Origin of the sequence: Marinimicrobium sp. UBA4209, from assembly GCF_002381585.1 — a bacterium.
Classification (GTDB): domain Bacteria; phylum Pseudomonadota; class Gammaproteobacteria; order Pseudomonadales; family Cellvibrionaceae; genus Marinimicrobium; species Marinimicrobium koreense.
This window is the reverse complement of sequence record NZ_DFTP01000022.1, coordinates 6,874-31,416: the sequence shown is the minus strand read 5'-3', so window position 1 is coordinate 31,416 and position 24,543 is coordinate 6,874. Positions and strand designations below refer to the sequence as shown.

Genomic DNA, 24,543 nt, shown 5'->3' with positions numbered 1-24,543 from the left:
CGCACGCCGATCATCTGCACCGTGATTGGTGAGGGCTCCTCCGGTGGCGCCCTGGCCATTGGCGTGGGCGATCAGCTCAACATGCTGCAGTACTCCACCTATTTTGTGATCTCGCCGGAAGGCTGTGCCAACATCATCTGGAAAACCGTGGCCAAGGCGCCCCAGGCCGCCGAGGCCATGGGTGTGACCTCCACCGTGCTGGAGGAGTTGGGCATTGTGGATGAAACCATTCCGGAACCCTTGGGCGGCGCCCACCGGGATATCGACGCCATGGCGAGCAAGCTCAAGGAGCGCTTGAGTGCGCAGCTGGATCGTCTGAGCAACGAGCCCATCGACGATTTGCTCGAGCGTCGCTACCAGCGCCTGATGAGTTACGGCAATCCCTGATCCTGAACTGGATTGGTGTGACTATGAAAAAACCGCTCCGTTGTGAGCGGTTTTTTTATGTGTGGTGGTTGTAACCTAGGCGTTCGCCAGCAGCCGATCGTACTTGCGACTCAGCAGCTCATAGAACTTCTCCCGGGTGCGCGCTACCTCTTTTTTGAACGCAGCAATCTGCTCCAGGCTGATATCCTCCCGCCCGGCATACACCTGCTTGCGGAACTGGGCAATCTGACTGCCGTACAGGCGCAGGCTGCGCTCGAGGTTGTTTTCACCGAGCATGAGCAGCTTGGCCTCGGCATCCGCCAGCCCTTTGAACTCGTTCACCAACTCGGCGCTGATCTGTTCCAGCTCGGCGCGGCGCTCTTTGGGCCAGCGTTTGCCAAACTGGATGGATTCGGCGGCCAGTGACGAGTATTTGGCGAAGGTGTGGGTAACCCGCCCGACTTGTCCGGACACGTCTTCCAGCAGGCTGAGTTTGCGGTTTTCCTGGGGGGAGCGGGAGCCGACAATGGCGTTGCGCCGCATGACCCACCATCCGGCCACCCCGGCGATGAGTGCCCCCAGGGCGACTTTGAGGGAGGTATCCAGCAGTTCGATAAAGATCGCGCTATCCACGGTTTGAGTCCTCGAAGACAAAAACTTGACGTTATGAAGGTTTGTCTCGGATTACTGCAAAAATAGCGCCAGGTGTTGCCTGTTTGCCAGGGACGTTGTAGCGGAGTGCTGCGGGTGGATATCTCCGGGAGATAGCTGACTCTCGCCTGTATCGACTTGCTAGTGAGTAGGTCGGATTAGCGCGAAGCGTGTAATCCGACATTGCTTGGCGAAAAACCACTGCTTGAGGAGAGCCCATGTCGGATTACGCTGTGCTAATCCGACCTACTCACTACCTCCAGCCAACGTTCGGCTACTCCTGGCGGAGGAAGGGTGAGCCCCTTTGAGACCGTCACCGGCCTGGATGGCCGGTGCAGAGCGTACAGGGATGTATTCACAGCGTGTCTCAAAGGGGCTTACCCTTCCGCAGCACTGTAATGCGGAGTCCCCCGACTTCCAACGTGAGGGCAACATTCACCCCCCAGCAATCTTCACCGTAAATCCTTTCTTCTCAAGTGCCGGCTTCAGCTTTTCCCGGACATCACCCTGAATCGTCACCTCACCGTCCTTGATCGTGCCGCCCACACCGCAGAGCTTCTTCAGCTCCTTCGCCAGCGCCTTCAATTCCGCGCCGGCCAGCGGAATCCCCTTGATCAGAGTCACCGCCTTACCGCCGCGGCCCTTGGTCTCGCGGTGCAAACGCACAATGCCATCGCCTGCGGGGGGTGCCTCCGGCTCCTCGGCTTGCGGCTTGATGCGACCCACTTCCGTCGAATACACCAGACGACTGTTCTTGCTCATCGAAACAACCTCCCCAGGGACAAAACCCCCATGATACCAACCTCAATGATAGAATCCCTCCCGATTTTCGACCAAAGCCTATCGACAAGGGGATACCAGTGACATCGAACAATCTGCCGTGGCGACTGTTGAAAGGGGCGTTGCTAATGAGTGCCGGCTGGGCATTGATGGCCTGCAGTGATAGCGAATCGGGTGGCAGCGCCCAGGCATCACTCAGTCCCGAGGAGCAGCGTATTGCCGAGGGTAAACGGGTGGCACGTATGTGCGTCGGCTGTCACGGGCCCGAAGGGGTCTCCAGAGTGGCCTCTTACCCCTCGATTGCCGGTTTGCCGCAAGAGTACCTGGAGCAGCAGTTACATGCCTTTCGCAGCGGCGAACGGGATAACCCCATGATGGGCTCAGTGGCACGTAACCTTAGCGATGAGGCGATCGATTCCCTGAGCCACTACTTCGCCAGTCTGCCGGGAGCCGGTGATGAGTGAGGTTCAGGGACGCTGGACGGATCGCTGGCTGCCACTGGTAAACGCCTTTCAGGAGAATATGGCCGAGGCCGGTGAAGAGGCGGCGGCACTGGCGGTGTATCGTGCCGGTGAGCCGCTGGTGAGCCTCTGGGCGGGGGAGGCCTCGCCGGGGCACTCCTGGCAGGAGGATACCCAGGTCAATCTGTTTTCCGCCAGTAAGGGGATAGTGGCGCTATCCATACTGCAGCTGGTGGATGCCCGGCAGCTGGATCTGGAAAAACCAGTGGCTCACTATTGGCCCGAGTTCGCCCAACAGGGCAAAAGTGGCATCCGGGTCAGGGATCTGCTGAGTCACCGGTCGGGCCTGTCCGCGCTTCAGGACCGGGTCGCGGAGGATGACATCTTCGACTGGGATGCCATGGTTGAGCGTATCGAGCGGGCCGAGCCCTGGTGGTCCCCCGGTACGGCCCAGGGCTACTCCCCGTTTCTGTTCGGCTGGGCACTGGGCGAGCTGGTGCGTCGCATTACCGGGGCGGAGCGCTTCAATGATTGGGTCGCGGATCGTATTACCCAGCCCCTCGGGCTCGGACTGGGCTTCGGCGCCCGGGGTGAGGTGTCGCTGGCGCAGGCCCGGCCGCTGAAAAAGGCGCTCGGTGGCGCCAGTAACGGAGCGGACAGCCAGTCGCTGGGGAAAATCATGAAGGCCGACCCTCGCGGTGTCACCAACAAAGCCTTCAGCAACCCCATGACCCTCCTGACCGCCGCCAATACCGAGCAGTGGCGCCAGGCCGAGATACCCGCCGCCAATGGCCACAGCAGCGCGCGCGACCTGGCGGCTCTGTATGGCGCACTGGCCAATCGGGGCGATCTGGGCGGTGTGCGCCTGCTCTCGGAAAAGCAGCTCGCACTGTGTGGCGACGAGCTGACCTTCGAGCAAGACCGCGTACTCGGTTTGCCGCTGCGGTTCGGGCACGGTTTCATGTTGTCCCAGAAGCGCGCTGACTGCCGCTTTGGGCGGGGCCGAGGCGGTTTTGGTCACCCGGGAGCGGGGGGCTGCCTCGGTTTTGCCGATCCGGACTACGGCATTGGTTTCGGCTATGTCACCGGGCGGATGGGGCAGAGCCTGCTTATCGACCCCCGCCCACAACGCCTGATCAATGCCCTCTATGACTGCCTGGGAGAAGCGCCATGAGTGACTCTGATACCTTGGAAGATCTGCAATCACGCCTGGCGTTTCAGGAGCAGACACTGACCGACCTCAACGATGTGGTGGCGCGCCAGACCGAACAGATAGATCGTCTGGAACAGCAACTGCGGGCGCTGGCCGACAAGTACCGGGACTTGAGAGATGCGGTGGAGCAGTCTCCGGGGGAGGAGGGCGGCAGTCCGGCCGACGAGCGCCCGCCGCATTACTGACGACTTTTCGGATGTATGGTGGTTTTTGACGATAGGCGTTGCCTTGAGCGCTCATTCAGCGGGTGTTTTTCGTCTACACTTGGGTCACCCATTATCATTTCGAGTAAAGAGTCGACCTTCAGAACATGCCGCAGGGATACTCCGGTCAGTCCAATGCCGCTCCGCTAACCGGCTCGCTCTCCGATCCTGATCTGGTGGGGTCGGCGCTCAGTGCGTCGGATATTGCACTCTGGGAGCTCTCGTTGAATGACCGGACGCTGATGCTGTCCGACACGATATATCGCTGGGTTCCGGAGCTGGGCGAGATCGCCGATGAGACCCAGTTACTGGCGCTTATGCCTCCGGCGGATCAATACCTGTTTCAGCAGACGTTTTCCGCCCATCGCCAGGGCGATGGGCCCGCCTCCTGTGAGGTCTGTCTGGCCGGCCTGGCCAGCCAGCCCCGGCTGCGCTTTATGGGGCGCCGATGCCGGACCGACTCGGGGGCTCATCACTATGTGGGGGCGGTGGTCAGCAGTCAGCATTGGCTGGCCAACCCCGGTCCCGAGTATGTTCAAAGCCTGCTCTCCCGCCTGTTTGCCGAAAGTCCGATTGCCAGTTTTGTCACCGATCCGGACGGGGTAATGCTCGAATGCAATCACGCCCTGGAAGTTCTGCTGCAGCTCACTCCTCGCCAGAGTACCGCCGGAATCGGTCGCTACCGGGTATTGCGTGACCGGGTGCTGCAGGCGCGCCCGGATCTGTTGAGCCGGGTGCGACGTGTGTTTCAGCAAGGCGAAATTCAGTGTTTCGACCTGGATTACCCTCTGGCCAATGTGCACCGCAATGAGTTGTTTACCGAGCAGGAGGTTCCGCTCAGGGTGAGTTTTCTGCCCATGCGGGACCGCTACGGTGACGTGACCCGGGTGCTGATTCAGTGTCAGGACCGCAGCGGCGAGCGCAGTGCTCACCAGGAGCTGTTACACCGGGATCAGCTGCTCTACAGCCTGATCAACAACTCGCACAACCTGGTGTCGATCAAATCACTGGACGGCAAGTACCTGCTGGTTAACGACAGCTTTGCCCGCTGGTTTGGCCGGGATGCCGACGATCTGTGCGGGCAGACCGACGATGACCTGTTTCCCTCCCCGATTGCGTAGCAGCGACGGGTGCAGGAGCAGGCACTGCTGGCCGGCGCTCTGCCGGCGGAGGTCGAAGAAGTTCTGCCGGGGAAGGACGGTCGCCAGTACACCTTTGTCTGTGTTCGTTTCCCAATCGAGGGGCCCGACGGAGCCCAGCGGGGAATCGGTCAGATCATGACCGACATCACCCGTCAGAAAGCCATTGAGCGCAGCTTGCAGAGTCAGCAGCAGGAGCTGAGGCTGTTGCTGGACTCCATGCGTGCCGGGATCGGCTATTTCGATCGCTGGGGATTGGTGAAGGATTTCAATGAGCTTGCCAGAGGCCTGCTCGGATCAGCGTTGCAGGTGGGCAAAAGTTTTCTCGAAGTCGCCCCTCAGTGGGACAGCCCGGAAGAGCGTCAGCGAGAGTTGATGCAGGTGGTCCGCACCGGTGATGCCCAGTTGAATTCCGTTGAAAGTGCGCAGCGGGACGGGTCGCGTCACTGGTTTTCGGTCGACAAGATTCCGACCAAAAACAATCAGGGCTACGTCAACGGGGTACTGTTGGTAGTCAACGACATTACCGACAGTGTTCTGCGCGAACGGGCGCTGGCCCAGAGCGAGGCACGCTATCGGGCTTTCATCGCCAACAGCTCCGAGGCCATCTGGCGTTACGATATGACGCCACCGGTGCCCACGGATCTGACACCGGATGAACAGGAGGCCGCGATTGTCCGCAGTGCCCGTCTGGCGGAAGGCAACCGGGTTCTGGCGCAGATCATGGGGGCGCCCTCGGTCGAGTCACTGTTGGGTAGCGGTTTGCGGGAAACCGGCTCCAGTCGGTATCGCTTCGATGTCCAACAATTCATTGGCAACGGCTATCAACTGATCGACTATGAAATTGCCCGAAGTGATCCGCGCGGCCGGGGCGAGATCCACTTCCAGATTTCCTGTGTCGGTGAAGTCGAAAACGGGTCGCTGTGTCGCGTCTGGGGAACCAGTAAAGACATCACCGCGCGCAAACGGTACGAAGAGAAACTCGAGTATCAGGCCACCCACGATGCCTTGACCCGGCTGCCCAATCGCACCCGTCTGTACCGGGAGATGGAGCGTTGGTTGAAACAGTCGGATGGGCGTAAGGCGGCCCTTTTGTTGATTGATCTGGATCGCTTCAAGGAAATCAACGATACCCTCGGTCACTCCGTCGGCGACCAGTTACTGAGCCAGATTGGGCCGAGGCTGAGTAGCGAAATGGCCGACACGGAGGGGTTGGTTGCCCGCCTGGGCGGTGATGAGTTTGCGATTTTTCTGCCGGATATTCGCCACCACCGACAGGCATTGGTGTTGGGACATCGGGTACTGGATGCGCTGCGCAACGAGTTTGTTATTGAAGGCTACACCGCAGAAATCAGCGCCAGTATCGGCATTTCGATGAGTCCCGATCAGGCCAGCGATGTCAGTACCCTGATGCGCTATGCGGATGTTGCCATGTACTGCGCCAAGTCGGAAATGACCGGTGTGGCCCTGTATGACGGTGAAAAAGACCCGCACTCTCCTCAGCGACTGTCATTGATCAACGAACTCGGGCGGGCCATTCGGGAAGATCAGCTGTGCCTGCATTTTCAGCCCAAAATCGAACTGCACGGTCAGCGCTGTTACGGCCTGGAGGCGCTATTGCGCTGGCAGCATCCGACACTGGGCATGATTTCACCGGCGGACTTTATCCCCATCGCCGAAGCCACCAACCTGATTCACCCGCTGACCCACTGGGTGTTAAAGCAGAGCATAGCCACCTGCTGTGAATGGCACAGCGCGGGATTCCCGCTGAGCGTGGCGGTCAACCTGTCCGCGCGGAACCTGATGGACGACACTCTGCCTCGACAGGTGGAGTTGCTGCTTGAGGAGTACGGGTTACCGCACTGGGCCCTCGAGCTGGAAATTACCGAAAGCTCGATCATGACCGATCCGCGCCGGGCGATGACCAATCTCGAGCGTCTGCATGAGCTGGGGATCTGTCTGAGCATCGACGATTTCGGAACCGGTTATTCATCCCTCGCGTATCTGAAACGTCTGCCCGTGCAGACGCTTAAAATCGACTTCTCATTTGTCCGGCAGATGCTCGACGACGAGCAGGATGAAATCATCGTCAAATCGACGATTCATCTGGCCCATAACCTGGGGTTGAACGTGGTGGCCGAAGGGGTGGAGTCCGAGGCGCTGCTGCGCCGGCTGCAGGCCCTGGATTGTGATCTCGCCCAGGGCTATCACATTGGCCGGCCCATGCCGCAAGCGGCGCTGGAAACCTGGCTGACGGACTCCCGGTGGGTCGAGCGGCCCTGCGCCGCCCGACGCGGCTGATAACAGTCCCGCCGCGTTACAGAATTCGCGCCGCTGTGCGCTGCATTTCCTCGACCTGCTTGATGCGCTCTCTTAACAGAATCCGCGTATGGGTGCTGTTGTCATCCGTGCGTTTGAGGGCATTCTGCAGTTGCTGCAGGGCCTGGCTGTAGGCGCCCACCTGAATGAAATATTCGGCGCGGGCTTCATGGACCTGCTGAATATCACCGGCCAGGCCGCTCACTTCTGCCAGCCAATACCACACGGCCGGATCGTCCCGGCGCTGACGAGAGAACCGATTGAGCAATCGGGTACTCTGTTCGAATTGGTTGGCTTTCATCAGCGCCAGCGCATAATTCATGGTCACTGCATAGTGGTCCGGTTGCGTCTGATAAAGAGCACTCAGGCGCTCCAGGGCCGGCTCATGGTTGCTCCGCTCGGTGTCGAGCTCCGCCGCCAGCAATTGGTACGTCAGTCGGTCGGCGTCTTCCTCGAGCAACGGCGCCATAGTGGCCTCGGCGGCGTCAAACTGTCCGGCCCGGATCTGCGCCAGCGCCAGGCCATACCGGCTGGCGGCCAGGGGTTCGCGCTTGGCGTCCAGCTCGTTCTGAAATAGTTGTACTGCCCGTTGCGCTGATTGCTCGTGTTCCACCCGGGTACGGGCCCTCATCAGGTGGTATTCCAGATTGACCGCTGGCTTCGTCCGGGGCAGGTTCATGGCGCGATTTCGGGTATCGGCAATCCGCCGCTCGGTGACCGGGTGGGTCAGCAGAAACTCGGGGGGGCGTTCGGTATAGCGGGTGGCCCGCAGCATGATTTCAAAGATATCGCTGGCGGCGTTGGGGTCCAGTCCGGCCCGGGCCATGGTCTGCATCCCCAGGCGGTCGGCTTCCTGTTCAAATTGCCGGCTGAAGCGCAGTTGGGCATCCAGCGCGGCGGCCTGGGTACTCATCATGGCGGCAATGCCCGCGTCGGAGCCGGAAGTGGCGGCCAGGATCAGGCTGCCCAGCAGGGCGGCATAGTAAGGGACGCTCATCTGTTGCTGTTGTTGCAGGCGCCGGGCGTAGTGGCGTTGGCTCAGGTGCGCCAGTTCGTGGGCCAGCACCGAGGCCAGTTGGTGCTCGTTTTCAGCGTAGTTGAGCAAACCGGTATTCACCCCGATAATGCCCCCCGGGGCCGCGAAGGCGTTGATGTTGGGATTTTCAATTACCACCAGTTGCAGGCTGGGGTCTTCCAGTTCACTGTGCACTGCAAGCTGATTGAGCAAATCCTCCAGGTACTGGACGACCTGGTAATCGGAGGACGTCGGCATCCGACTGCGGTACAATCGCAGCACTTCCCGGCCCAGTTGCTGCTCCTGATAGGGCGAGCTGATTGCCGAACTGGTATCGCCCAGCACCGGCAATTGCAGCTCCCGGTTCGCGTTGGCGGCACCTGACAGCAGCATCAGACTCAAGACAAGGGTGACAACATGTTTCACGTCGATTCAGACTCCGGTGTTCTTCCTGTTGCGCACAGTGTAGCCTTGGCCGCACCTGAGGCGCCAGAGGCAGGCCGCGCTTCCGCACTGGCGTTGCTCCTGAGACCACGGACGCCCGACTCGGTTCAGCCGTTACCGAAAAGCGGGGGGCACCCATGACCGCTCGGGAAGGATCTGCACCGGTCGTGCTGGAGGTGGATGCCCAGGGGCTGCGCTGCCCTCTGCCGCTGCTCAAGGCAAAGCAGGCGCTGCGCGATCTCGCGCCGGGTGAGGCGGTGCGGATCCTGGCCACGGACAGCGGTTCGGTTCGGGACTTTCAGACGTTCGCCACCCTCGCGGGTCACGGGCTGGAGCGGGAAGAATCCCCCGACGGCCTCTATATCTACATTCTGGTAAAATCCTGACCCGCCTTACGCGTGGCTACAGGTCAAAACGGACACTTATGCTGAAAATTATTCGCCGCTGGATCGATCGCTACTTCTCCGATGAGGAGGCAGTACTGCTGCTGGTGTTGCTGGCGGTGGGCCTGGTGGTCATTCTGACCCTGGGGGCCGTGCTGGCGCCCATGATTGCCAGCCTGATCATCGCGTTTTTGATGCAGGGCATGGTGGTCCGGCTGAAATCCCTGAGGGTCCCGCACTGGCTGGCGGTGCTGATCACGTTCATGGTGCTGATGGCCAGCGTGGCGGCCATCATGCTGGGGCTGTTGCCGGTTATCTGGCAGCAGTCCACCCGCTTTTTTGCCGAATTGCCGAGGATGCTCCGGGAGTGGCAGGAGCTGATGCTGCTCTTGCCCGAGCGCTACCCGAGCCTGATCAGTGAGGCGCAGGTGGAGCAGATGATGTCCATTACCAGCTCTGAACTGGGTTATGTGGGACAGTACATTGTCAGCTTTTCCGTATCCAACCTGCCGGTGCTGGCCACAGTACTCGTCTACTTCGTTCTGGTACCCATTCTGGTGTATTTCTTCCTTAAGGACAGTCAGTCCATCATGCGTTGGTTTGCGGGTTTTCTGCCGGAGAAGCGACCGCTGATGAGCAAAATATGGCAGGAGATGAATCAGCAGATTGCCAACTACGTCAGGGGTAAAGCCATCGAGATTGTCATCGTCGGCGCGACCGCCTACGTAGTCTTTGTCCTGTTTGGCCTGAACTACAGCGCGTTGCTCGCGATCGCGGTCGGATTGTCGGTGCTGGTGCCTTATATCGGGGCAGCGGTCGCTACCATACCGGTGGCCCTGGTGGGATTCTTTCAGTGGGGCTGGGGCCCGGAGTTCGTGTACCTGTTGGTTGCGTACGGCATCCTGCAGGCACTGGACGGTAACGTGCTTGTGCCATTGCTGTTTTCCGAAGCGGTCAATTTACATCCGGTGGCCATCATTCTGGCCGTACTGGTTTTCGGTGGCTTGTGGGGATTCTGGGGTGTGTTTTTTGCGATCCCCCTGGCTACGCTGGTCAAGGCAATCCTTTATGCCTGGCCAATCGGCGTCAAGGAGGCGCACAATCAGGAACGGCAGGGACAGGCTTTACATGACACCGAACAAAGCGAGGCATAATGCACGCAGCCGTCCCTCTTCGCCGTTGGAGCCTTGTCGTGGCTTCCCTGTTGGTAACCACCGTGATGCTGGCGGCCTCGGCCCAGGCCGTGACGCCCGTAAAAGGGGATATCGATCACCGGGATTATCGGTACCTGACGCTGGAAAACGGGCTGAAAGTCCTTCTGATTTCGGATCCGCAGGCGGAAAAAGCCGCGGCTTCTCTGGATGTTCATGTGGGCCATCATCAGAATCCTCTGGGGCGCGAGGGCCTGGCGCACTTTCTCGAGCACATGCTCTTCCTGGGGACGGAAAAATATCCGGAGCCGGATGCCTATCCCGCGTTTATCAGTCGTCACGGCGGCAGCCACAACGCCTATACCGCGAGCGAGCACACCAATTATTATTTTGATATCGACCCCGAGTACCTTGAGCCAGCCCTGGATCGCTTTGCGCAGTTTTTTATTGCGCCGCTTTTCAATCCCGAGTACGTCGACCGGGAGCGGTTCGCGGTCGAGTCGGAATACAAGGCCCGCCTGAACGATGACGCCCGTCGCATACAGGATGTCTATCAGGCACTGATGAATCCGGCTCATCCGGCGTCCCGCTTCGGGGTCGGGAATCTCACGACCCTGGCGGATACCGAAGAGCGCCCCCTGCGCAAAGACCTGATCGACTTTTACCAGCGCTACTACTCATCGGACCTGATGTCGCTGGTGGTCCTGGGGCGGGGCAGTCTCGATGAGCTGCAGAAACAGGTGACGGAACGGTTCAAAGCGATTCCAACCCGGGAGGTTTCCCTGCCCGGGGCCTACCCTCCGCTGTTCGGGAAAGATCAACTGCCTGTGCGGGTGTCCATTCAGCCCGAAAAAGACATTCGCCGCCTGTCCCTTCTATTTCCTCTTCCGGTCAACGCCGATAGCGAGGCCCATAAGCCGCTGCACTACATCGGCCACCTGTTGGGGCACGAAGGGGAGGGCAGCCTGCTGTCGCTGCTCAAGGAGCTGGGTTGGGCGGAAGGCCTGAGTGCCGGCACCCGACACCGGGACCGGTACGATGCCATGTTCCAGGTGTCCATTCAGTTGACCGAGCTCGGAGTTCGGGCCGCCGATCAGATTGTGGCCCTGGTGTTTCACTCCATTGAGCAGATTGAGGCTCGGGGTCTGGACGCCTGGCGATACGAAGAGCTCCAGCAGATGGCGAACATCGACTTCCGTTTTCGGGAGGTCAGCGCTCCGATGGACACGGTCCGTGGGCTCGCCTACCGACTGCATCTCTACGAACCGGAAAACGTGCTGTGGGGTGATTACCGGTATGCGGGGTATGACGCCAAACTGATCAAGAAGTACCTTGGATACCTGAATAGTGGGAATGTGCTGGTGTCCCTGGTCGCTCCCAAGGTGGAGGGGGAGAGCCGCTCTCCGTATTACCAGACGCCTTACCAGGTCCAAGAGCAGGCGGTGGAGCAGCCCGAAATCAAGGCCCGAATCCAGAAACAGCTGGTGTTGCCCAAGCCCAATGACTTTATCCCCAGTCGACTGGCCGTCAAGGAGGCGCCGCTGCTGCCCGGGCCGGGTGCCTCGGACGAGGCTACGCCCCGTCTCCCCGAGGCGGTGGTCGATAAGTCGAGAATCAAGGTCTGGTATCAATGGGATCAGAAGTTTGAGGTGCCCAAAACGAGCATGCGCCTTCGGCTCAAGCTACCCCAGGTGGCGGCCGGCGTTGAAGGCGCGGCCAAAGCCGAGCTGTTATCCGAGCTGGTGCGGGACCAGCTCAATGAATTTGCCTATCCGGCCCAACTGGCCGGACTGGATTTTTCCTTGCGCCCCAACACTCGGGGCCTGGATATCGAAATCTTTGGTTACAGCAGTCGCCAGAATCTCCTGTTGACCCGTATTGTTGAGGCGTTGCGCAAGGGGCGGTTTGCACAGGACCGCTTTGATGACCTTAAGCGCAAGGTGGAGAGGCGCTGGCGCAACGAAGCGCTCGATACTCCCTACGGCGTGATCGCCAGGCAGGTGCCGCGCCTGCATTTTGAGCCCTATTCGCTGGGACGGGACAAGCTCCAGGTGCTTGAGGGGATTGACCTCAAGGCCATCCACCAGTTTGCCGACTCGGTGCTAAAAGACGCTGAGCTGGAAGTGTTGCTGTACGGCAATTTGTATCGTCAGGAGGCGGTGCGCCTGGCGGCGTACCTTGAGCATCAATTGCTCGGCGATCTGACGCGCCTGGATCTGGCGCCGGCCCGGGTGTTCCGCCTGAAATCCCAGGGCCCCTGGGTGTATGAGCGGCCTCTGGAGCATAACGACAGTGTCACCATGCTGTACGTTCAGGGGCTCTCCACTAAGCTGAATGATGTGGCCCATATGCAACTGGCCCGACGGTTGCTGCAACCGGCATTTTTTCATGAGCTGCGCACCGAGAAGCAGTTGGGCTATGTGGCGACGGTATTTGCCTTACCGCTTAAAGATCAGGAGGGCACCGTGCTGGTCGTCCAGTCGCCATCGGTTGACAGTGACCGCCTCTGGCGGGAAATGGATGGCTTCCTGGCTGGCGCTGAAAGCCACTTAAAAGAGGGGTTGGCGGAACAGAAGGCGGCGCTGGTCCGCGAGTTGCGCGAGCCGGCCAAGACCCTGTACCAGCAGTCTGGCCGGTACTGGGAAGACCTGATGATGGGGGATACCCGCTTTGATCGGCGCGAACGCCTGGCCCAGGCGGTGGAGGCCGTCACGGCTGAATCCTTGCAGGCCTATTACCGCCAGGTGTTTGCCGACCCCGCCCGGCGTCTGTGGCTGGTGACGGATCGGTCTGAAGAGGCTCCGGAGGCCAGCCCAATCGACGCCATACCCGATTACCAGAAGGCCCTTGAGGCCCTGAGTTACCCCTGAGGCCGCAGCGCGGCGGCGGACTGGTAAAAAAGGCGTGAATATGTAAGAATTCGCTGATTTTTCGGCTCTACCAATACTGGCCATAACCCTATATAACATCCCACACAAGGGCTCTATGGCGGTGCAGAGACACCTGTTTTCAATTTCCTATTGATTGAACGCAACGATTAGATGTGCCAATGCGTGCACGGCTGAGGAGAATTTAATGCAAGAAGATATCGATGCCCTCGAAACGAGAGAATGGCTGGATGCCCTTGAGTCAGTTGTTCGCCACGCAGGCAAAGAACGGGCCACTTTCCTTCTGAAGCAACTGTCAGAAAATGCGGTAGACCACGGTATTGATCAGCCCTCGGCGATCACCACCCCTTATCGCAACACCATTCCGGTTTCGAAAGAAGTGCAGAGCCCCGGCGATGCCTACATCGAGCGCAAGATTCGCTCCATTATTCGCTGGAACGCCATTGCCATGGTGGTTCGGGCGAACAAGAGTGCCGACGAGTTGGGTGGCCACATTGCCTCCTTCTCCTCAGCTGCAACCCTGTACGAAGTCGGCTTCAACCATTTTTGGCGCGGCAGCGAAGGCGGCAAGCCGGGCGATCTGGTGTACTTCCAGGGCCACAGCTCTCCGGGTATGTACGCCCGCTCCTTCCTCGAAGGTCGCCTGACCGAAGAGCAACTGGACAACTTCCGTCGCGAAGTCGATGGCAAGGGCCTGTCCTCTTATCCGCACCCCTGGTTGATGCCGGATTACTGGCAGTTCCCGACCGTTTCCATGGGTCTCGGTCCGATCAACTCGATTTACCAGGCGCACGTGATGCGTTACCTGGATCAGCGCGGCCTGATTGAAAAGGGCGATCGCAAGATCTGGGCTTTCTTGGGTGACGGTGAGTGTGATGAGCCGGAATCTTTGGGTGCCATTTCTCTGGCGGGCCGCGAGAAGCTCGACAACCTGATTTTTGTCATCAACTGTAACCTGCAGCGCCTGGACGGTCCGGTGCGCGGTAACGGCAAGGTGGTTCAGGAGCTCGAAGGCGTGTTCCGCGGTGCCGGTTGGAACGTGGTAAAAGTGCTTTGGGGCGGTGCCTGGGACAAGCTGCTGGAGAAAGACAAAACCGGTCTGCTGCAGAAGCGTATGGACGAAGTGCTCGACGGCGAAATGCAGAACTACAAGGCCAACGGTGGCGCTTACACCCGTGAGCATTTCTTCGGCAAATACCCCGAGCTGCTGGAGTTGGTCAAAGACATGACCGACGACGAAATCCTGCACCTGGCCCGTGGCGGTCACGATGCGCACAAGGTGTACAATGCGTACCACAACGCGGTGAACACCAAAGGCCAGCCCACCGTCATTCTGGCCCAGACCGTAAAAGGTTATGGCATGGGCCCGACCGGTGAAGCGGTCAACAATGCGCACCAGGTCAAGAAGCTCGACATCGATGCGCTCAAGACCTTCCGTGACCGTTTCAACATCCCGATCGAAGACAAGGATCTGGAAAAAATCCCGTACTACCGTCCGCCGGAAGACAGCGCGGAAATGCAGTACCTGCACGAGCGTCGCAAGCAGCTCAACGGTTATCTGCCGGCTCGTAAAGCGGATTTCGAAGCCCTGGAAATCCCGGGCCTGGACGCCTTCAGCAAGCAGCTCGAAGGCACCGGTGACCGCACCATTTCCACCACCATGGCTTTTGTTCGCGTGCTCAACACGCTAATCAAAGACAAGAAGGTGGGCAATCAGGTCGTACCGATTGTGCCGGACGAAGCCCGTACCTTTGGTATGGAAGGCATGTTCCGCCAGATCGGCATTTACTCGGCCGAAGGCCAGAAGTACACGCCGCAGGATGCCGGTCAGATCATGTACTACAAAGAGGATCAGAAAGGTCAGATCCTCGAGGAAGGTATCAACGAAGCCGGTGCCATGTCCGCGTGGATTGCGGCCGCGACTTCCTACAGCAACAACCACAAGCCGCTGCTGCCGTTCTACATCTACTACTCGATGTTTGGCTTCCAGCGCGTCGGTGATCTGGCCTGGTTGGCCGGTGATGCCCAGGCACGTGGTTTCCTGCTCGGCGGTACCGCCGGTCGCACCACCCTGAACGGCGAAGGCCTGCAGCACCAGGATGGCCACAGCCACATTCTGGCCAACACCATCCCGAACTGCCGCACCTATGACCCGACCTACTCCTACGAGGTCGCGGTGATCGTGCAGGATGGCCTGAAGCGTATGTATCAGGAAAAGGAAAACTGCTACTACTACATTACCCTGATGAACGAGAACTACGTTCATCCGGATATGCCCAAGGGCGCCGAAGAAGGCATCATCAAGGGTATCTATCAGCTCGAAAAAGGCACCAGCAAGAAGAAAAACCGCGTCCAGCTCATGGGCTCCGGTACCATTCTGAATGAAGTGCGTGAAGCCGCCGAGATTCTGCGCAACGACTTCAGTGTGGAAGCCGACGTGTGGAGTGTCACCAGCGTGAACGAACTGACCCGCGACGGTCAGCGCGCCGCTCGCTGGAACCTGCTGCACCCCGGTGAGAAGCCCCGTAAGGCGTACCTGACCGAGCAACTGGAAGGGCAGGACGGTCCGTTCATCATCGCGACCGACTACATGAAGAACTACTCGGAACAACTGCGTCCCTACGTGCCGGGCGACTACTATGTACTGGGTACCGACGGCTTCGGTCGCAGTGACAGCCGTGAGAAACTGCGTCACTTCTTTGAAGTGGATCGCAACTTCGTTGTGATTGCCGCGCTCAAGTCCCTGGCGGATCAGGGCAAAGTGAAGCCCGAGGTGGTCAGCAAGGCCATCAAGCAGTTTGGTATTGATCCGGACAAGGCCGACCCTCTGACCGTTTAACGAATCGGTACGCCCCGGGGCTGAGTCCCCGGGGTTTTGGGTCGAACACCAAGAATATGTGAGGAGTTACTGTGGCCACAGAAACCATCAAAGTCCCCGATATCGGCGGCTCCGAAGATGTAGAAGTGATTGAGATCAGCGTCTCGGTGGGGGATACCGTCGCCGCTGAAGACACGCTGGTTGTGCTGGAAACGGACAAAGCGTCCATGGACATCCCTTGCCCCAAGGCGGGTAAGGTGACCGCCATCTCCGTCAAAGAGGGCGACAAGGTCTCGGAAGGTTCCGCCATTCTCGAGCTGGAACTGGAAGGCGAGGGCGCCGGTGACGATAGCCAGGCCGAGAGCGCTGAATCTTCCGCTTCGGACAACGCCGCAGAGTCCAAGGCATCGCAAGAGGCCCCCAAGGCCTCCGGTGGCAGTGAAATGGATATCCCGGTACCGGATATTGGCGGCTCCGAGGGTGTGGAAGTCATTGAGGTGTGCGTCAAAGCCGGTGACGAGGTCTCCGAAGGGGATTCATTGATCGTGCTGGAAACCGACAAAGCCTCCATGGAAATCCCGGCTCCGGCCAGCGGCACCATCAGCAGCATCGCGTTGAAAGAAGGCGACAAAGTGTCTGAAGGCGATGTCATCGGTAAGATGAAAACCGCCGGTGGCGAAGCCCCCGCGCAGAGCGAGCCGGTGAGCCAGTCCGGTTCGGAAAATGCCGCTCCGGCCGCGCCTCAGGGCGGCGGTGAGCAGGACATGCCGGTGCCGGATATCGGCGGTGCGGAAGGCGTGGAAGTGATCGAAGTCAGCGTCAAGGCCGGCGATGAAGTGTCCGAAGGCGACACCCTCATCGTGCTGGAAACCGACAAGGCGTCGATGGAAATTCCCGCTCCCGCCTCCGGCAAGATCAAGAGCATTGCCTTGAAAGAGGGCGACAAGGTATCCCAGGGCGACCTGATCGGTGTCATTGAAGCCGAAGGCAGTGCCGCGCCGGCACCGTCCGCTTCGGCCAAAAGCGAAGCGCCCGCCAAGAGCGAGCCGGCGCCTAAAGCCGAGCCGTCTTCTCCGGCCACCGCCACCGGTGCCAGCGCCGAAGTCATCAACAGTGGTGATGTCTACGCCGGTCCCGCCGTGCGTCGACTGGGTCGCCAGTTGGGTGTGGATCTGGCCAAGGTGAAAGGTTCCGGTCCTCGCGGTCGCATCACCAAAGACGATGTGCGCAGCTATGTGAAAAACATTGTCACGGCGTCTCAGTCCGGTGCTGCACCGGCCGCCGGTGGCGGTGCCATTCCGCGTATTCCGCAGATCGACTTCAGCAAGTTCGGTGAAGTCGAAGAAGTGAAGATGAGCAAGATCAAAAAGCTCACTGCGGACAACATGACCCGCAACTGGCTGAACATCCCCCACGTTACCCAGTGGGACGATGCCGATATCACCGATATGGAAGACTTCCGTAAAGGCCTGAAAGCCGAGGCGGAAAAGCGTGGCACCAAGCTCACGCCGCTGCCGTTCCTGCTCAAAGCCTGTGCAGCGGCGCTTGAGGCCGAGCCGAGCTTCAACGTGTCTCTGCATCACGATGGCGAACATATTGTTCAGAAAAAATACGTTCACATCGGTATCGCGGTGGACACCCCGAACGGTCTGGTTGTGCCGGTCATCCGTGACGTCAACAAGAAAGGCTTGTGGCAGTTGACCGAAGAGATCAATGCCATGGCCAAGAAGGCGCGCGATGGCAAGCTGACGGCTGCAGAAATGCAGGGCGGTTGCTTTACCATCTCCAGCCTGGGCGCCATGGGTGGCAGCGGCTTTACGCCGATTGTGAATGCCCCGGAAGTCGGCATCCTGGGTGTGTCTCGCGCCCAGATCAAGCCGGTGTGGAATGGCACAGAGTTTGTGCCGCGCAATATGCTGCCAATCTGTCTGTCCTACGATCATCGCGCCATCAACGGTGCCGATGCCGGTCGCTTCTTCACTTTCCTGGCCGGAGCCCTGGCGGACGTGCGTCGCCTGTTGCTCTAAGCGTAAGTGAAGTGTTGCAGTCACAAAAAAGGCCAGCGTTTGCTGGCCTTTTTTGTGTCACTATCGGCACCCATGCAGTGCCAAATCAACCATTCAAAATGATAAAACCAATGAGAGAACACCATGAAACAATTCGCCTGGTTATTCGCCCTCCTGTTTTTATTCGGCTGCGCCCGATCCGTCATCACCGAACCTCCGGTGCCGTTTGAAAACACCTATACGGCGGAAAATACCTATCATAAGGAAGTAAAGCAGTTCCCGCACATTGAAATCGCCAGTCTCGATACGCCCGAAGGAGTACGCGTCGAGCGGGACCTGACTTATGTGCAATACGGTCGGCGGGCGCTGCAACTGGATCTGCATCGGCCAGAGGCGGGGAGCTTTCGTCCGGCGGTGGTTCTGGTGCACGGGGGCGGTTGGCGTTCGGGTTACCGGGAAAACCTGACGCCCCTGGCCAACGCCTTGGCGGAGCGAGGGTTTGTGGTGGCCAATATCAGTTATCGGCTGGCGCCCGAGGCGCGCTTTCCCGCCGCCATTCACGATGTCAAAGCGGCGATTCGGTGGTTACGCGAGCATGCCGAGGCCTATGGTGTTAACCCGGACCAGATTGCCGTGGGTGGTACCTCCGCCGGTGGGCAGATTGCCAGCCTGACCGGTATTACCGCAGGCGACCCGTACTTTGACCCGCAGCGGGCACACAGCCCGGCATCCAGCGATGTGCAGGCGATTCTGAATATTGATGGTCTGTCTGACTTCACCTCGGAGGAAGCGCGTCACTACGAAGATGATCCGAGCAAGAACCCGTCGTCCGCCGGTTCCTGGTTCGGCGGGCGCTACGCGGAGCAAACTGAACTCTGGCATAAAGGCTCGCCCACTTACTATGTCCACGCCGATATGCCGCCGATTCTGTTTCTGAACAGTGCCCGGGAACGATTTGGTGTGGGGCGCGATGAAATGATCGCCAAGATGGAACCGCTGGGGGTCCGCTACCATGTTCAGCGCTTTGACAATACGCCGCATACGTTCTGGCTGTTTGACCCCTGGTTGCAACCCACAGCGGATGAAGTGTCCGCCTTCCTTCGCGGGATCTGGGGCGGCACTGGTACCTCGCCAGAGTGAAGCGTATGATGGTTTTTGCGTCGTTTTTGAAATGGAGGTAATTCCGGTTTGAGTCCATCGTCCGGAAAACGGTCCCCCCTGATTGTGCCTGCACTGGTGTTTCTATTGGTCATCGGCGTGGTGGAAGGGGTGATCTTCGCTTACAAGGGGAAGCTGTACAGCGATCAGCGCTTTCAAGCCGTGACCTTCGCCGCCGACCTGCGCGCCAATGCCGAGCGCGAGCTGAACAATGTGCTTTATCTCACCCGTGGTCTGAGCAGTTACTTTTCCGTGCGCCACGACTCCCTGGAGCGTGAAGAGATTCTCAATATTCTGCGGGTGGCCTACCAGACCAGCCCGGTCATCCGGAATTTCGGTGTGGCCGTGGACTACCAGTTGAGCTATGTCTATCCCACCGAAGGCAATCAGGCGGCCATCGGCCTGGATTACCGCGAACTCGAAACCCAGTGGCCGGACGTCAAAAGGGCGGTGGAGCAGCGCCAGCCGGTGCTGTCCGAGGGCGTGAAACTGATTCAGGGCGGTGAGGCTTTCATCTACCGTGATCCCATTTATGTGGACGACGCCTATTGGGGGTTGCTGTCCACGGTGATTGATGCCGAGCCCTTGCTGGACGCCATGTTCGGGGTGATGGACCGGGACAGTCGCCATCGGTTTGCGGTGCAGGTCAACCGCCCGGGGAATTCCGTGTCCCTGTGGGGCGACGAGGCGCTGTTTGAGGGCGAGGATGTGGTGCGCCTGGGCTCTGAACGTGGCTGGGAGTTCGCGGTGCAGACCCGCTCTCAGGATGCGCACTGGCTACCGATTTTCGTGTTGCGGATATTTGGTTGGGTGTTGGCATTGGTAACCGGGTTGGGCACCTATTCGGCCTTGCTGCATCGACGCCAGCGACTGACCCAGGGGGCCCGAGGTCAGGAATCAGCGTTCGAGTAAGGCGCGGCTCAGGTTGGGAGCGAGCCGGCGGGCCAGCTCGGCCGAGCCAATACCCAAAAGGGCGCCGCTGACATTGGCCAGAATATCGCCGAGGCTGAAGGTGCGCGGCGGCAAAAAATGCTGGATCACTTCAATACCCGTCGAGTACACCACCAACACCAGAAGACGCTGCCACACCGGCCAGCCCGGTAGGGCCACGGTGATTGACCAGCCGGCAACGCCATAGCCGAGAAAGTGCATCAGCTTGTCGTTGTATTGCGGAATATGGGGGCCGGAGGCGGTGGTGAGCCCAAAATAGGTGAAGATCGCCAGCAGCAGAACGAACTGCCACCGGCACAGCGGGCGCCACCACTCGGGTACGCTCATACTCAGCGCAGCACCATCAGTGAGATGCGGGTTTTGCTGATCATGTGAGTGGTGGTGCTGCCCACGATCAGTTGGCGAATACGCGAATGGCCGTAGGCGCCCATGATCAGCAGATCGATATTGTGGGTGTGCTGATACTCTTCCAGAACGGTTTCCGGGTCACCGGCAATGATGGTGGCCTGGGTTTCGAAACCGGCCTCGGTCAGTTTGTTCTTGGCCCAGTCCAGCTGTTCGCGGTTGCTGTCCACGTCCGCACCGACCGTGACCAGGTGAATCGGAATGCCTTTGAACAATGGGCTGGCGGCTACCATGTCCACGCCCTTACGGGTGGTGGCGCTGCCGTCAAAGGCAAACATGATCGCCTTGGGCGGCTCAAAACTTTGCTGGGCAATGAGAATCGGCCGGTGCAGGGTGCGGATGATCTGTTCCAGATGACTACCGATATGCCCGTGGGCCGAGGCGGTGTCCGCACCGCGCTTGCCCACCACCAGCATCCGGGTTTCGGTTTCCAGCTCGGCCAGAGCACTGACCAGCTCGCCGTGACGCTGGCGGGTTTCCACCTCGTTCACACCTTTCTGCTCCACCCGTTCACGGGCAGCCTTGAGCATCAGTCGGCCGTGTTCCATGGCCACTTTGGAGCGCTGCTCGTCCAGGCTGGCGAGTTCTTCCAGCAAGGCCTCCTGAGAGCCAAAGCCGATGCTGCCACTCAGGTTCTGTTTCTTGCCCTGAGTGGGCTCGTCCAGCACGTGCACCAGGCTCAGCGGCGCGTCCATTCGCTGGGCGGACCAGGCCGCGTAATCACAGACGGATTCGGCGTACTGAGAGTCATCGATACAGGCAATCACTTTGTTGTGCATACTCTTTCTCTCGGTTAGTGGCCCATCAGGCGTTCAACAGCGTCCGGCTTGTCGTGCACGGCAAATCGGTCCACCAGTGTGGCACTGGCTTCGTTCAGGCCAATCAACTCCACATCGGTCCCTTCGCGGCGGAACTTCAGTACCACTTTATCGAGGGAACTGATCGCCGTAATGTCCCAGAAGTGGGCGCGGTGCAGATCGATGGTAACCTTTTCAACCGCCTCTTTGAAATCGAACCCGTCAATAAACTGCTCAGCGGAGGTGAAGAATACCTGGCCGACCACATGGTAGGTGCGATGCTCGCCGTCGTCCGAGAGGCTGGAGCCGATGTACAGAATGTCGCCCACCTTGCGGGCGAAGAACAGCGCGCTCAGCAGCACGCCCACCAACACGCCGAGCGCCAGGTTGTGGGTGGCGACCACCACAGCCACGGTACTGACCATGACGATGCTGGAGCTCTTGGGGTTGTCTTTCAGGTTTTTGACCGAAGACCAACTGAACGTACCAATCGACACCATGATCATCACCGCTACCAGAGCGGCCATGGGAATGGCCGCGACCCACTGGTCCAGAAACACCACCATAATCAGCAGCACGACCCCGGCGGTCAGGGTGGAGAGGCGGGTGCGACCACCTGATTTCACGTTGATCACCGACTGACCGATCATGGCGCAGCCGGCCATACCACCGAGCAGTCCGGAGCCGATATTGGCGGTACCCTGGCCGATGCACTCACGATTTTTGTTACTCGGGGTATCGGTCAGATCATCCACGATGGTGGCGGTCATCATGGACTCCAGCAAACCGACCACCGCCAAGGTGATCGAGTACGGGAAAATGATCTGCAGGGTTTCAAAGTTCAGCGGAACATCCGGCCACAAAAATACCGGCAGGCTGTCCGGGAGCTCGCCCATATCGCCCACGGTGCGGATGTCCATACCGAGGTACATGGCGATACCGGTCAGGACAATAATGCACACCAACGGGGACGGCACAGCTTTGGTCAGCAGCGGAAACAGATAGATGATACCGAGGCCCGCCGCAAGCATGATATACACCGGCAGGGTGGCATTTTGCCCGGTGATTTCCGGCAACTGCGCCAGGAAAATCAGGATCGCCAGGGCATTTACAAACCCGGTCACCACCGAGCGGGAGACAAACCGCATCAGCGCCCCCAGTTTTAAAATCCCGGCAATAATCTGAAAAACCCCGGTCAACAAGGTGGCGGCGAGCAGGTATTCCAGCCCATGCTCCTTCACCAGCGTGACCATCAGCAGCGCCATGGCGCCGGTGGCGGCGGAAATCATGCCCGGGCGGCCCCCGACAAACGCCGTGACCACGGCGATACAGAAAGACGCGTACAGGCCGACCTTGGGGTCGACCCCGGCAATGATGGAGAAGGCGATGGCTTCGGGAATCAGCGCCAGCGCCACCACAATGCCGGCGAGGCTGTCGCCTTTGAAATTCGAGAACCAATCCTGTCGAATGTTTGCGAGCATAAGTATCTTCCAGCAGATCGAAGTCAATACCGTGGACGGCCGCATAGGGTGGGCGTCACCGATGGTTTTGAAAAGAGAAAACCGGCTGGCAAACCGGCCGATAGGTGGCGGTTTACAAGTGAACTGGACGGGCAACGGGAACTTCCGTGGGCCAACCTTCAGGGCTTAATGCCCGGGGTCGACTGCCAAGTCGCGAGACCGGTGATGAGTATCGTTATCATCAGCACCCAGACTGGAACGGCGCGCATGCCGTGAGACCGGTGGCTTGGTTTGAAGGCGGCGGAGTATACCGGAAAGGGGCCCGTATTGCACGGGCTGGGCCTGGGTAACAGGGGCTAGCGGGCGCGGTCGGTCAGAGGCAGTAGCGCCTCGGCATCGTACAGATCCTGAGGGCGGTTGATGTTGAAAAACGGGTCGTAGCCGGTCTGCTCAAAGGTCACCGATTCGGCGTTCTGTTCCCGCGCCCAATCCTGCAGTCGCGGTGTCTGGTCCGATTGCAGCGCCTCACGAATGGCCGGCAATAGGGAGCGGTGCCACAGCCCGAAGATCGGATGGGTCTGCTCGCCGGAGCGGGCCAGGACCAGAGACGCTTCGGTCTCCTGCGCCTGGCGGTACAATTCGCTGACCAGATTGTCCGGGAAAAACGGCGTGTCGCTGGCAAAGCTGGCCAGCCACTGTTGCTCCGGGCGATGGTTTTCCAGCCACTGCAGACCGGCGTGAATGCCCGCCAGAGGGCCGGGAAAATTGGGATACTCGTCGGACAGGACCGTCAGCCCGCTGCGGGTAAACCGCAGATGGTTGCCATTGGCGTTGAGCAGCAGCTCGGTTACCTGGGGTCTGGCTTTGGCAATCGCCCGCTGGAGCAGGGTCTGGCCGCCCAGCGGCAGCAGGCACTTATCGCCGCCGCCCATGCGGCGGGCGAGTCCTCCAGCGAGGATAATGCCCAGAATCGGGGGTCTGTCGTTCATAATCTCTGGTTAACGGTATCGGGTTTTACCAGTACTATACGCGGTAAGAGATTGAACGCGCGACTGTTTCATGTCGATTTTTTTAACGGTTCCGCATCGGCGGAGTCGGTTTTCACCGGGAGTCTTGAGTATGGGTCTTGATTTGCAGAGTCTGCGCCGGGAGTACTTGCGCGGTGGTTTGAACCTGGAAGATTTGAGCGCCAGCCCCATTGATCAGTTTGAAGTCTGGATGGAGCAGGCGGTGAAGGCGGAGATTCCCGACCCCACGGCCATGGTGCTCGCCTCCGCCTCCCCGGACGGGCAGCCCTCCCAGCGTATCGTGCTGCTCAAAGGGCTGGATTCCGACGGCTTCGTGTTCTACACCAACCGCACCAGCCGCAAGGGGCGCGAGCTGGCCGCCAACCCCAAAGTCAGCCTGCACTTTCCCTGGCACACCCTTGAGCGCCAGGTGGATGTCTGCGGTATCGCTGAACCACTGTCGGCGGAGGAATCCGAGCGCTATTTCCACTCCCGCCCCCGGGAGAGCCAGCTGTCCGCCTGGGCGTCCCACCAGAGCCGCCCGGTTGAGTCCCGCGAAGCCCTGATGGCCCACTTCCGTGAACTGGAACAGCGTTTTGAGGGCCAGGACATCCCGCTGCCGGACTTCTGGGGCGGCTACCGGGTTCGTCCCCAGCAGATGGAATTCTGGCAGGGCGGCGCCCACCGGCTGCATGACCGGTTCGAGTACAACCTGCAGCCCGACGGCAACTGGACCATCGACCGGCTGGAGCCCTGAATATGGCGGGTCAAGCCACCATGCGTTACATCCACCACAGTGCCGCCGGCGCGCCTTCCGTACTGGCCCTGACCGAAGGCCCGGTACCCGAGCCCAGCGCTCATGAAGTGTTGATTCAAGTCGCCGCCGCCGGGGTAAACCGCCCCGACGTACTGCAACGACAGGGACTCT

The 24,543-nt window shown here is 59.8% G+C and carries 20 protein-coding genes and 2 pseudogenes; 15 read left to right on the top strand and 7 right to left on the bottom strand.

Going from position 1 to position 24,543, the window contains the following annotated elements; all coding sequences use genetic code 11:
- Positions 1 to 387: pseudogene (locus B3187_RS03850) on the top strand (acetyl-CoA carboxylase carboxyl transferase subunit alpha); the annotation flags it as partial.
- A gap of 75 nt (positions 388 to 462) precedes the next feature.
- Here B3187_RS03850 and B3187_RS03845 read toward each other — a convergent pair.
- Both B3187_RS03845 and yciH read right to left on the bottom strand, forming a co-directional pair.
- Positions 463 to 999, bottom strand: a complete 537-nt coding sequence (locus B3187_RS03845) for an energy transducer TonB (RefSeq protein WP_286804658.1) — start codon at positions 997 to 999, stop codon at positions 463 to 465.
- Positions 1,000 to 1,452: 453 nt separating this feature from the next.
- A complete protein-coding gene (gene yciH / locus B3187_RS03840) occupies positions 1,453 to 1,779 on the bottom strand; it encodes a stress response translation initiation inhibitor YciH (RefSeq protein ID WP_286804657.1) in 327 nt (108 codons plus the stop codon).
- 98 nt (positions 1,780 to 1,877) lie between these two features.
- On the opposite strand from yciH, the gene B3187_RS03835 reads away from it, so the two are divergent.
- The 5 genes from B3187_RS03835 (at position 1,878) to B3187_RS03815 (ending at position 7,114) form a co-directional block, all read left to right on the top strand.
- Positions 1,878 to 2,261 (top strand): c-type cytochrome, encoded by a 384-nt coding sequence (locus B3187_RS03835; protein WP_286804656.1) that lies wholly within the window; start codon positions 1,878 to 1,880, stop codon positions 2,259 to 2,261.
- On the top strand, positions 2,254 to 3,432 hold the full coding sequence (locus tag B3187_RS03830) for a serine hydrolase domain-containing protein (protein WP_286804655.1): 1,179 nt from the start codon (positions 2,254 to 2,256) through the stop codon (positions 3,430 to 3,432). The genes B3187_RS03835 and B3187_RS03830 overlap by 8 nt, the downstream gene beginning before the upstream one ends.
- Positions 3,429 to 3,656 carry a SlyX family protein gene (locus B3187_RS03825; protein ID WP_286804654.1) on the top strand — a complete coding sequence of 76 codons (228 nt, stop codon included), beginning with the start codon at positions 3,429 to 3,431 and terminating at the stop codon, positions 3,654 to 3,656. Before B3187_RS03830 ends, B3187_RS03825 begins: the two co-directional genes overlap by 4 nt.
- Positions 3,657 to 3,781: 125 nt before the next feature.
- Positions 3,782 to 4,795, top strand: a complete 1,014-nt coding sequence (locus B3187_RS03820) for a PAS domain-containing protein (RefSeq protein ID WP_286804653.1) — start codon at positions 3,782 to 3,784, stop codon at positions 4,793 to 4,795.
- A 9-nt stretch (positions 4,796 to 4,804) separates the two neighbouring features.
- Entirely contained in the window at positions 4,805 to 7,114 is a 2,310-nt protein-coding gene (locus B3187_RS03815) for a putative bifunctional diguanylate cyclase/phosphodiesterase (protein ID WP_286804652.1), read from the top strand.
- Positions 7,115 to 7,130: 16 nt separating this feature from the next.
- Here the strand turns inward: B3187_RS03815 and B3187_RS03810 are convergent, their stop codons facing one another.
- Complete coding sequence (locus B3187_RS03810; protein WP_286804651.1) at positions 7,131 to 8,573, bottom strand: M48 family metalloprotease; 1,443 nt, start codon at positions 8,571 to 8,573, stop codon at positions 7,131 to 7,133.
- Positions 8,574 to 8,728: 155 nt separating this feature from the next.
- On the opposite strand from B3187_RS03810, the gene B3187_RS03805 reads away from it, so the two are divergent.
- The 7 genes from B3187_RS03805 (at position 8,729) to B3187_RS03775 (ending at position 19,907) form a co-directional block, all read left to right on the top strand.
- Positions 8,729 to 8,977: a sulfurtransferase TusA family protein gene (locus tag B3187_RS03805; protein WP_286804650.1), complete on the top strand. Its 249-nt coding sequence runs from the start codon at positions 8,729 to 8,731 to the stop codon at positions 8,975 to 8,977.
- Positions 8,978 to 9,015: 38 nt separating this feature from the next.
- Positions 9,016 to 10,128 carry an AI-2E family transporter gene (locus B3187_RS03800; protein WP_286804649.1) on the top strand — a complete coding sequence of 371 codons (1,113 nt, stop codon included), beginning with the start codon at positions 9,016 to 9,018 and terminating at the stop codon, positions 10,126 to 10,128.
- 38 nt (positions 10,129 to 10,166) lie between these two features.
- A complete protein-coding gene (locus tag B3187_RS03795) occupies positions 10,167 to 12,995 on the top strand; it encodes an insulinase family protein (protein WP_286804648.1) in 2,829 nt (942 codons plus the stop codon).
- Between the two features lie 205 nt (positions 12,996 to 13,200).
- Positions 13,201 to 15,852 (top strand): pyruvate dehydrogenase (acetyl-transferring), homodimeric type, encoded by a 2,652-nt coding sequence (gene aceE / locus B3187_RS03790; protein WP_286804646.1) that lies wholly within the window; start codon positions 13,201 to 13,203, stop codon positions 15,850 to 15,852.
- Between the two features lie 71 nt (positions 15,853 to 15,923).
- A complete protein-coding gene (gene aceF, locus B3187_RS03785) occupies positions 15,924 to 17,858 on the top strand; it encodes a dihydrolipoyllysine-residue acetyltransferase (protein ID WP_286804645.1) in 1,935 nt (644 codons plus the stop codon).
- 123 nt (positions 17,859 to 17,981) lie between these two features.
- Positions 17,982 to 18,977 (top strand): alpha/beta hydrolase, encoded by a 996-nt coding sequence (locus tag B3187_RS03780; protein ID WP_286804643.1) that lies wholly within the window; start codon positions 17,982 to 17,984, stop codon positions 18,975 to 18,977.
- A gap of 48 nt (positions 18,978 to 19,025) precedes the next feature.
- Positions 19,026 to 19,907, top strand: a complete 882-nt coding sequence (locus B3187_RS03775; protein ID WP_286804642.1) for a CHASE domain-containing protein — start codon at positions 19,026 to 19,028, stop codon at positions 19,905 to 19,907.
- Here B3187_RS03775 and B3187_RS03770 read toward each other — a convergent pair.
- The 4 genes from B3187_RS03770 to mobA all read right to left on the bottom strand — a co-directional run bounded on the left by B3187_RS03770 (position 19,893) and on the right by mobA (position 23,597).
- Entirely contained in the window at positions 19,893 to 20,273 is a 381-nt protein-coding gene (locus B3187_RS03770; RefSeq protein WP_286804641.1) for a VanZ family protein, read from the bottom strand. The genes B3187_RS03775 and B3187_RS03770 overlap by 15 nt on opposite strands.
- Positions 20,274 to 20,275: 2 nt before the next feature.
- Positions 20,276 to 21,130, bottom strand: a complete 855-nt coding sequence (locus B3187_RS03765) for a universal stress protein (RefSeq protein ID WP_286804640.1) — start codon at positions 21,128 to 21,130, stop codon at positions 20,276 to 20,278.
- 14 nt (positions 21,131 to 21,144) lie between these two features.
- On the bottom strand, positions 21,145 to 22,629 hold the full coding sequence (locus tag B3187_RS03760) for a SulP family inorganic anion transporter (protein WP_286804639.1): 1,485 nt from the start codon (positions 22,627 to 22,629) through the stop codon (positions 21,145 to 21,147).
- A 335-nt stretch (positions 22,630 to 22,964) separates the two neighbouring features.
- Positions 22,965 to 23,597 (bottom strand): molybdenum cofactor guanylyltransferase MobA, encoded by a 633-nt coding sequence (mobA, locus tag B3187_RS03755; RefSeq protein ID WP_286804637.1) that lies wholly within the window; start codon positions 23,595 to 23,597, stop codon positions 22,965 to 22,967.
- Positions 23,598 to 23,727: 130 nt separating this feature from the next.
- Between mobA and pdxH the strand changes: the two genes are divergently transcribed.
- Both pdxH and B3187_RS17520 read left to right on the top strand, forming a co-directional pair.
- Positions 23,728 to 24,372 carry a pyridoxamine 5'-phosphate oxidase gene (pdxH, locus tag B3187_RS03750; protein ID WP_024460564.1) on the top strand — a complete coding sequence of 215 codons (645 nt, stop codon included), beginning with the start codon at positions 23,728 to 23,730 and terminating at the stop codon, positions 24,370 to 24,372.
- A 2-nt stretch (positions 24,373 to 24,374) separates the two neighbouring features.
- Positions 24,375 to 24,543 (top strand): annotated as a pseudogene (locus B3187_RS17520) (NAD(P)H-quinone oxidoreductase); the annotation flags it as partial.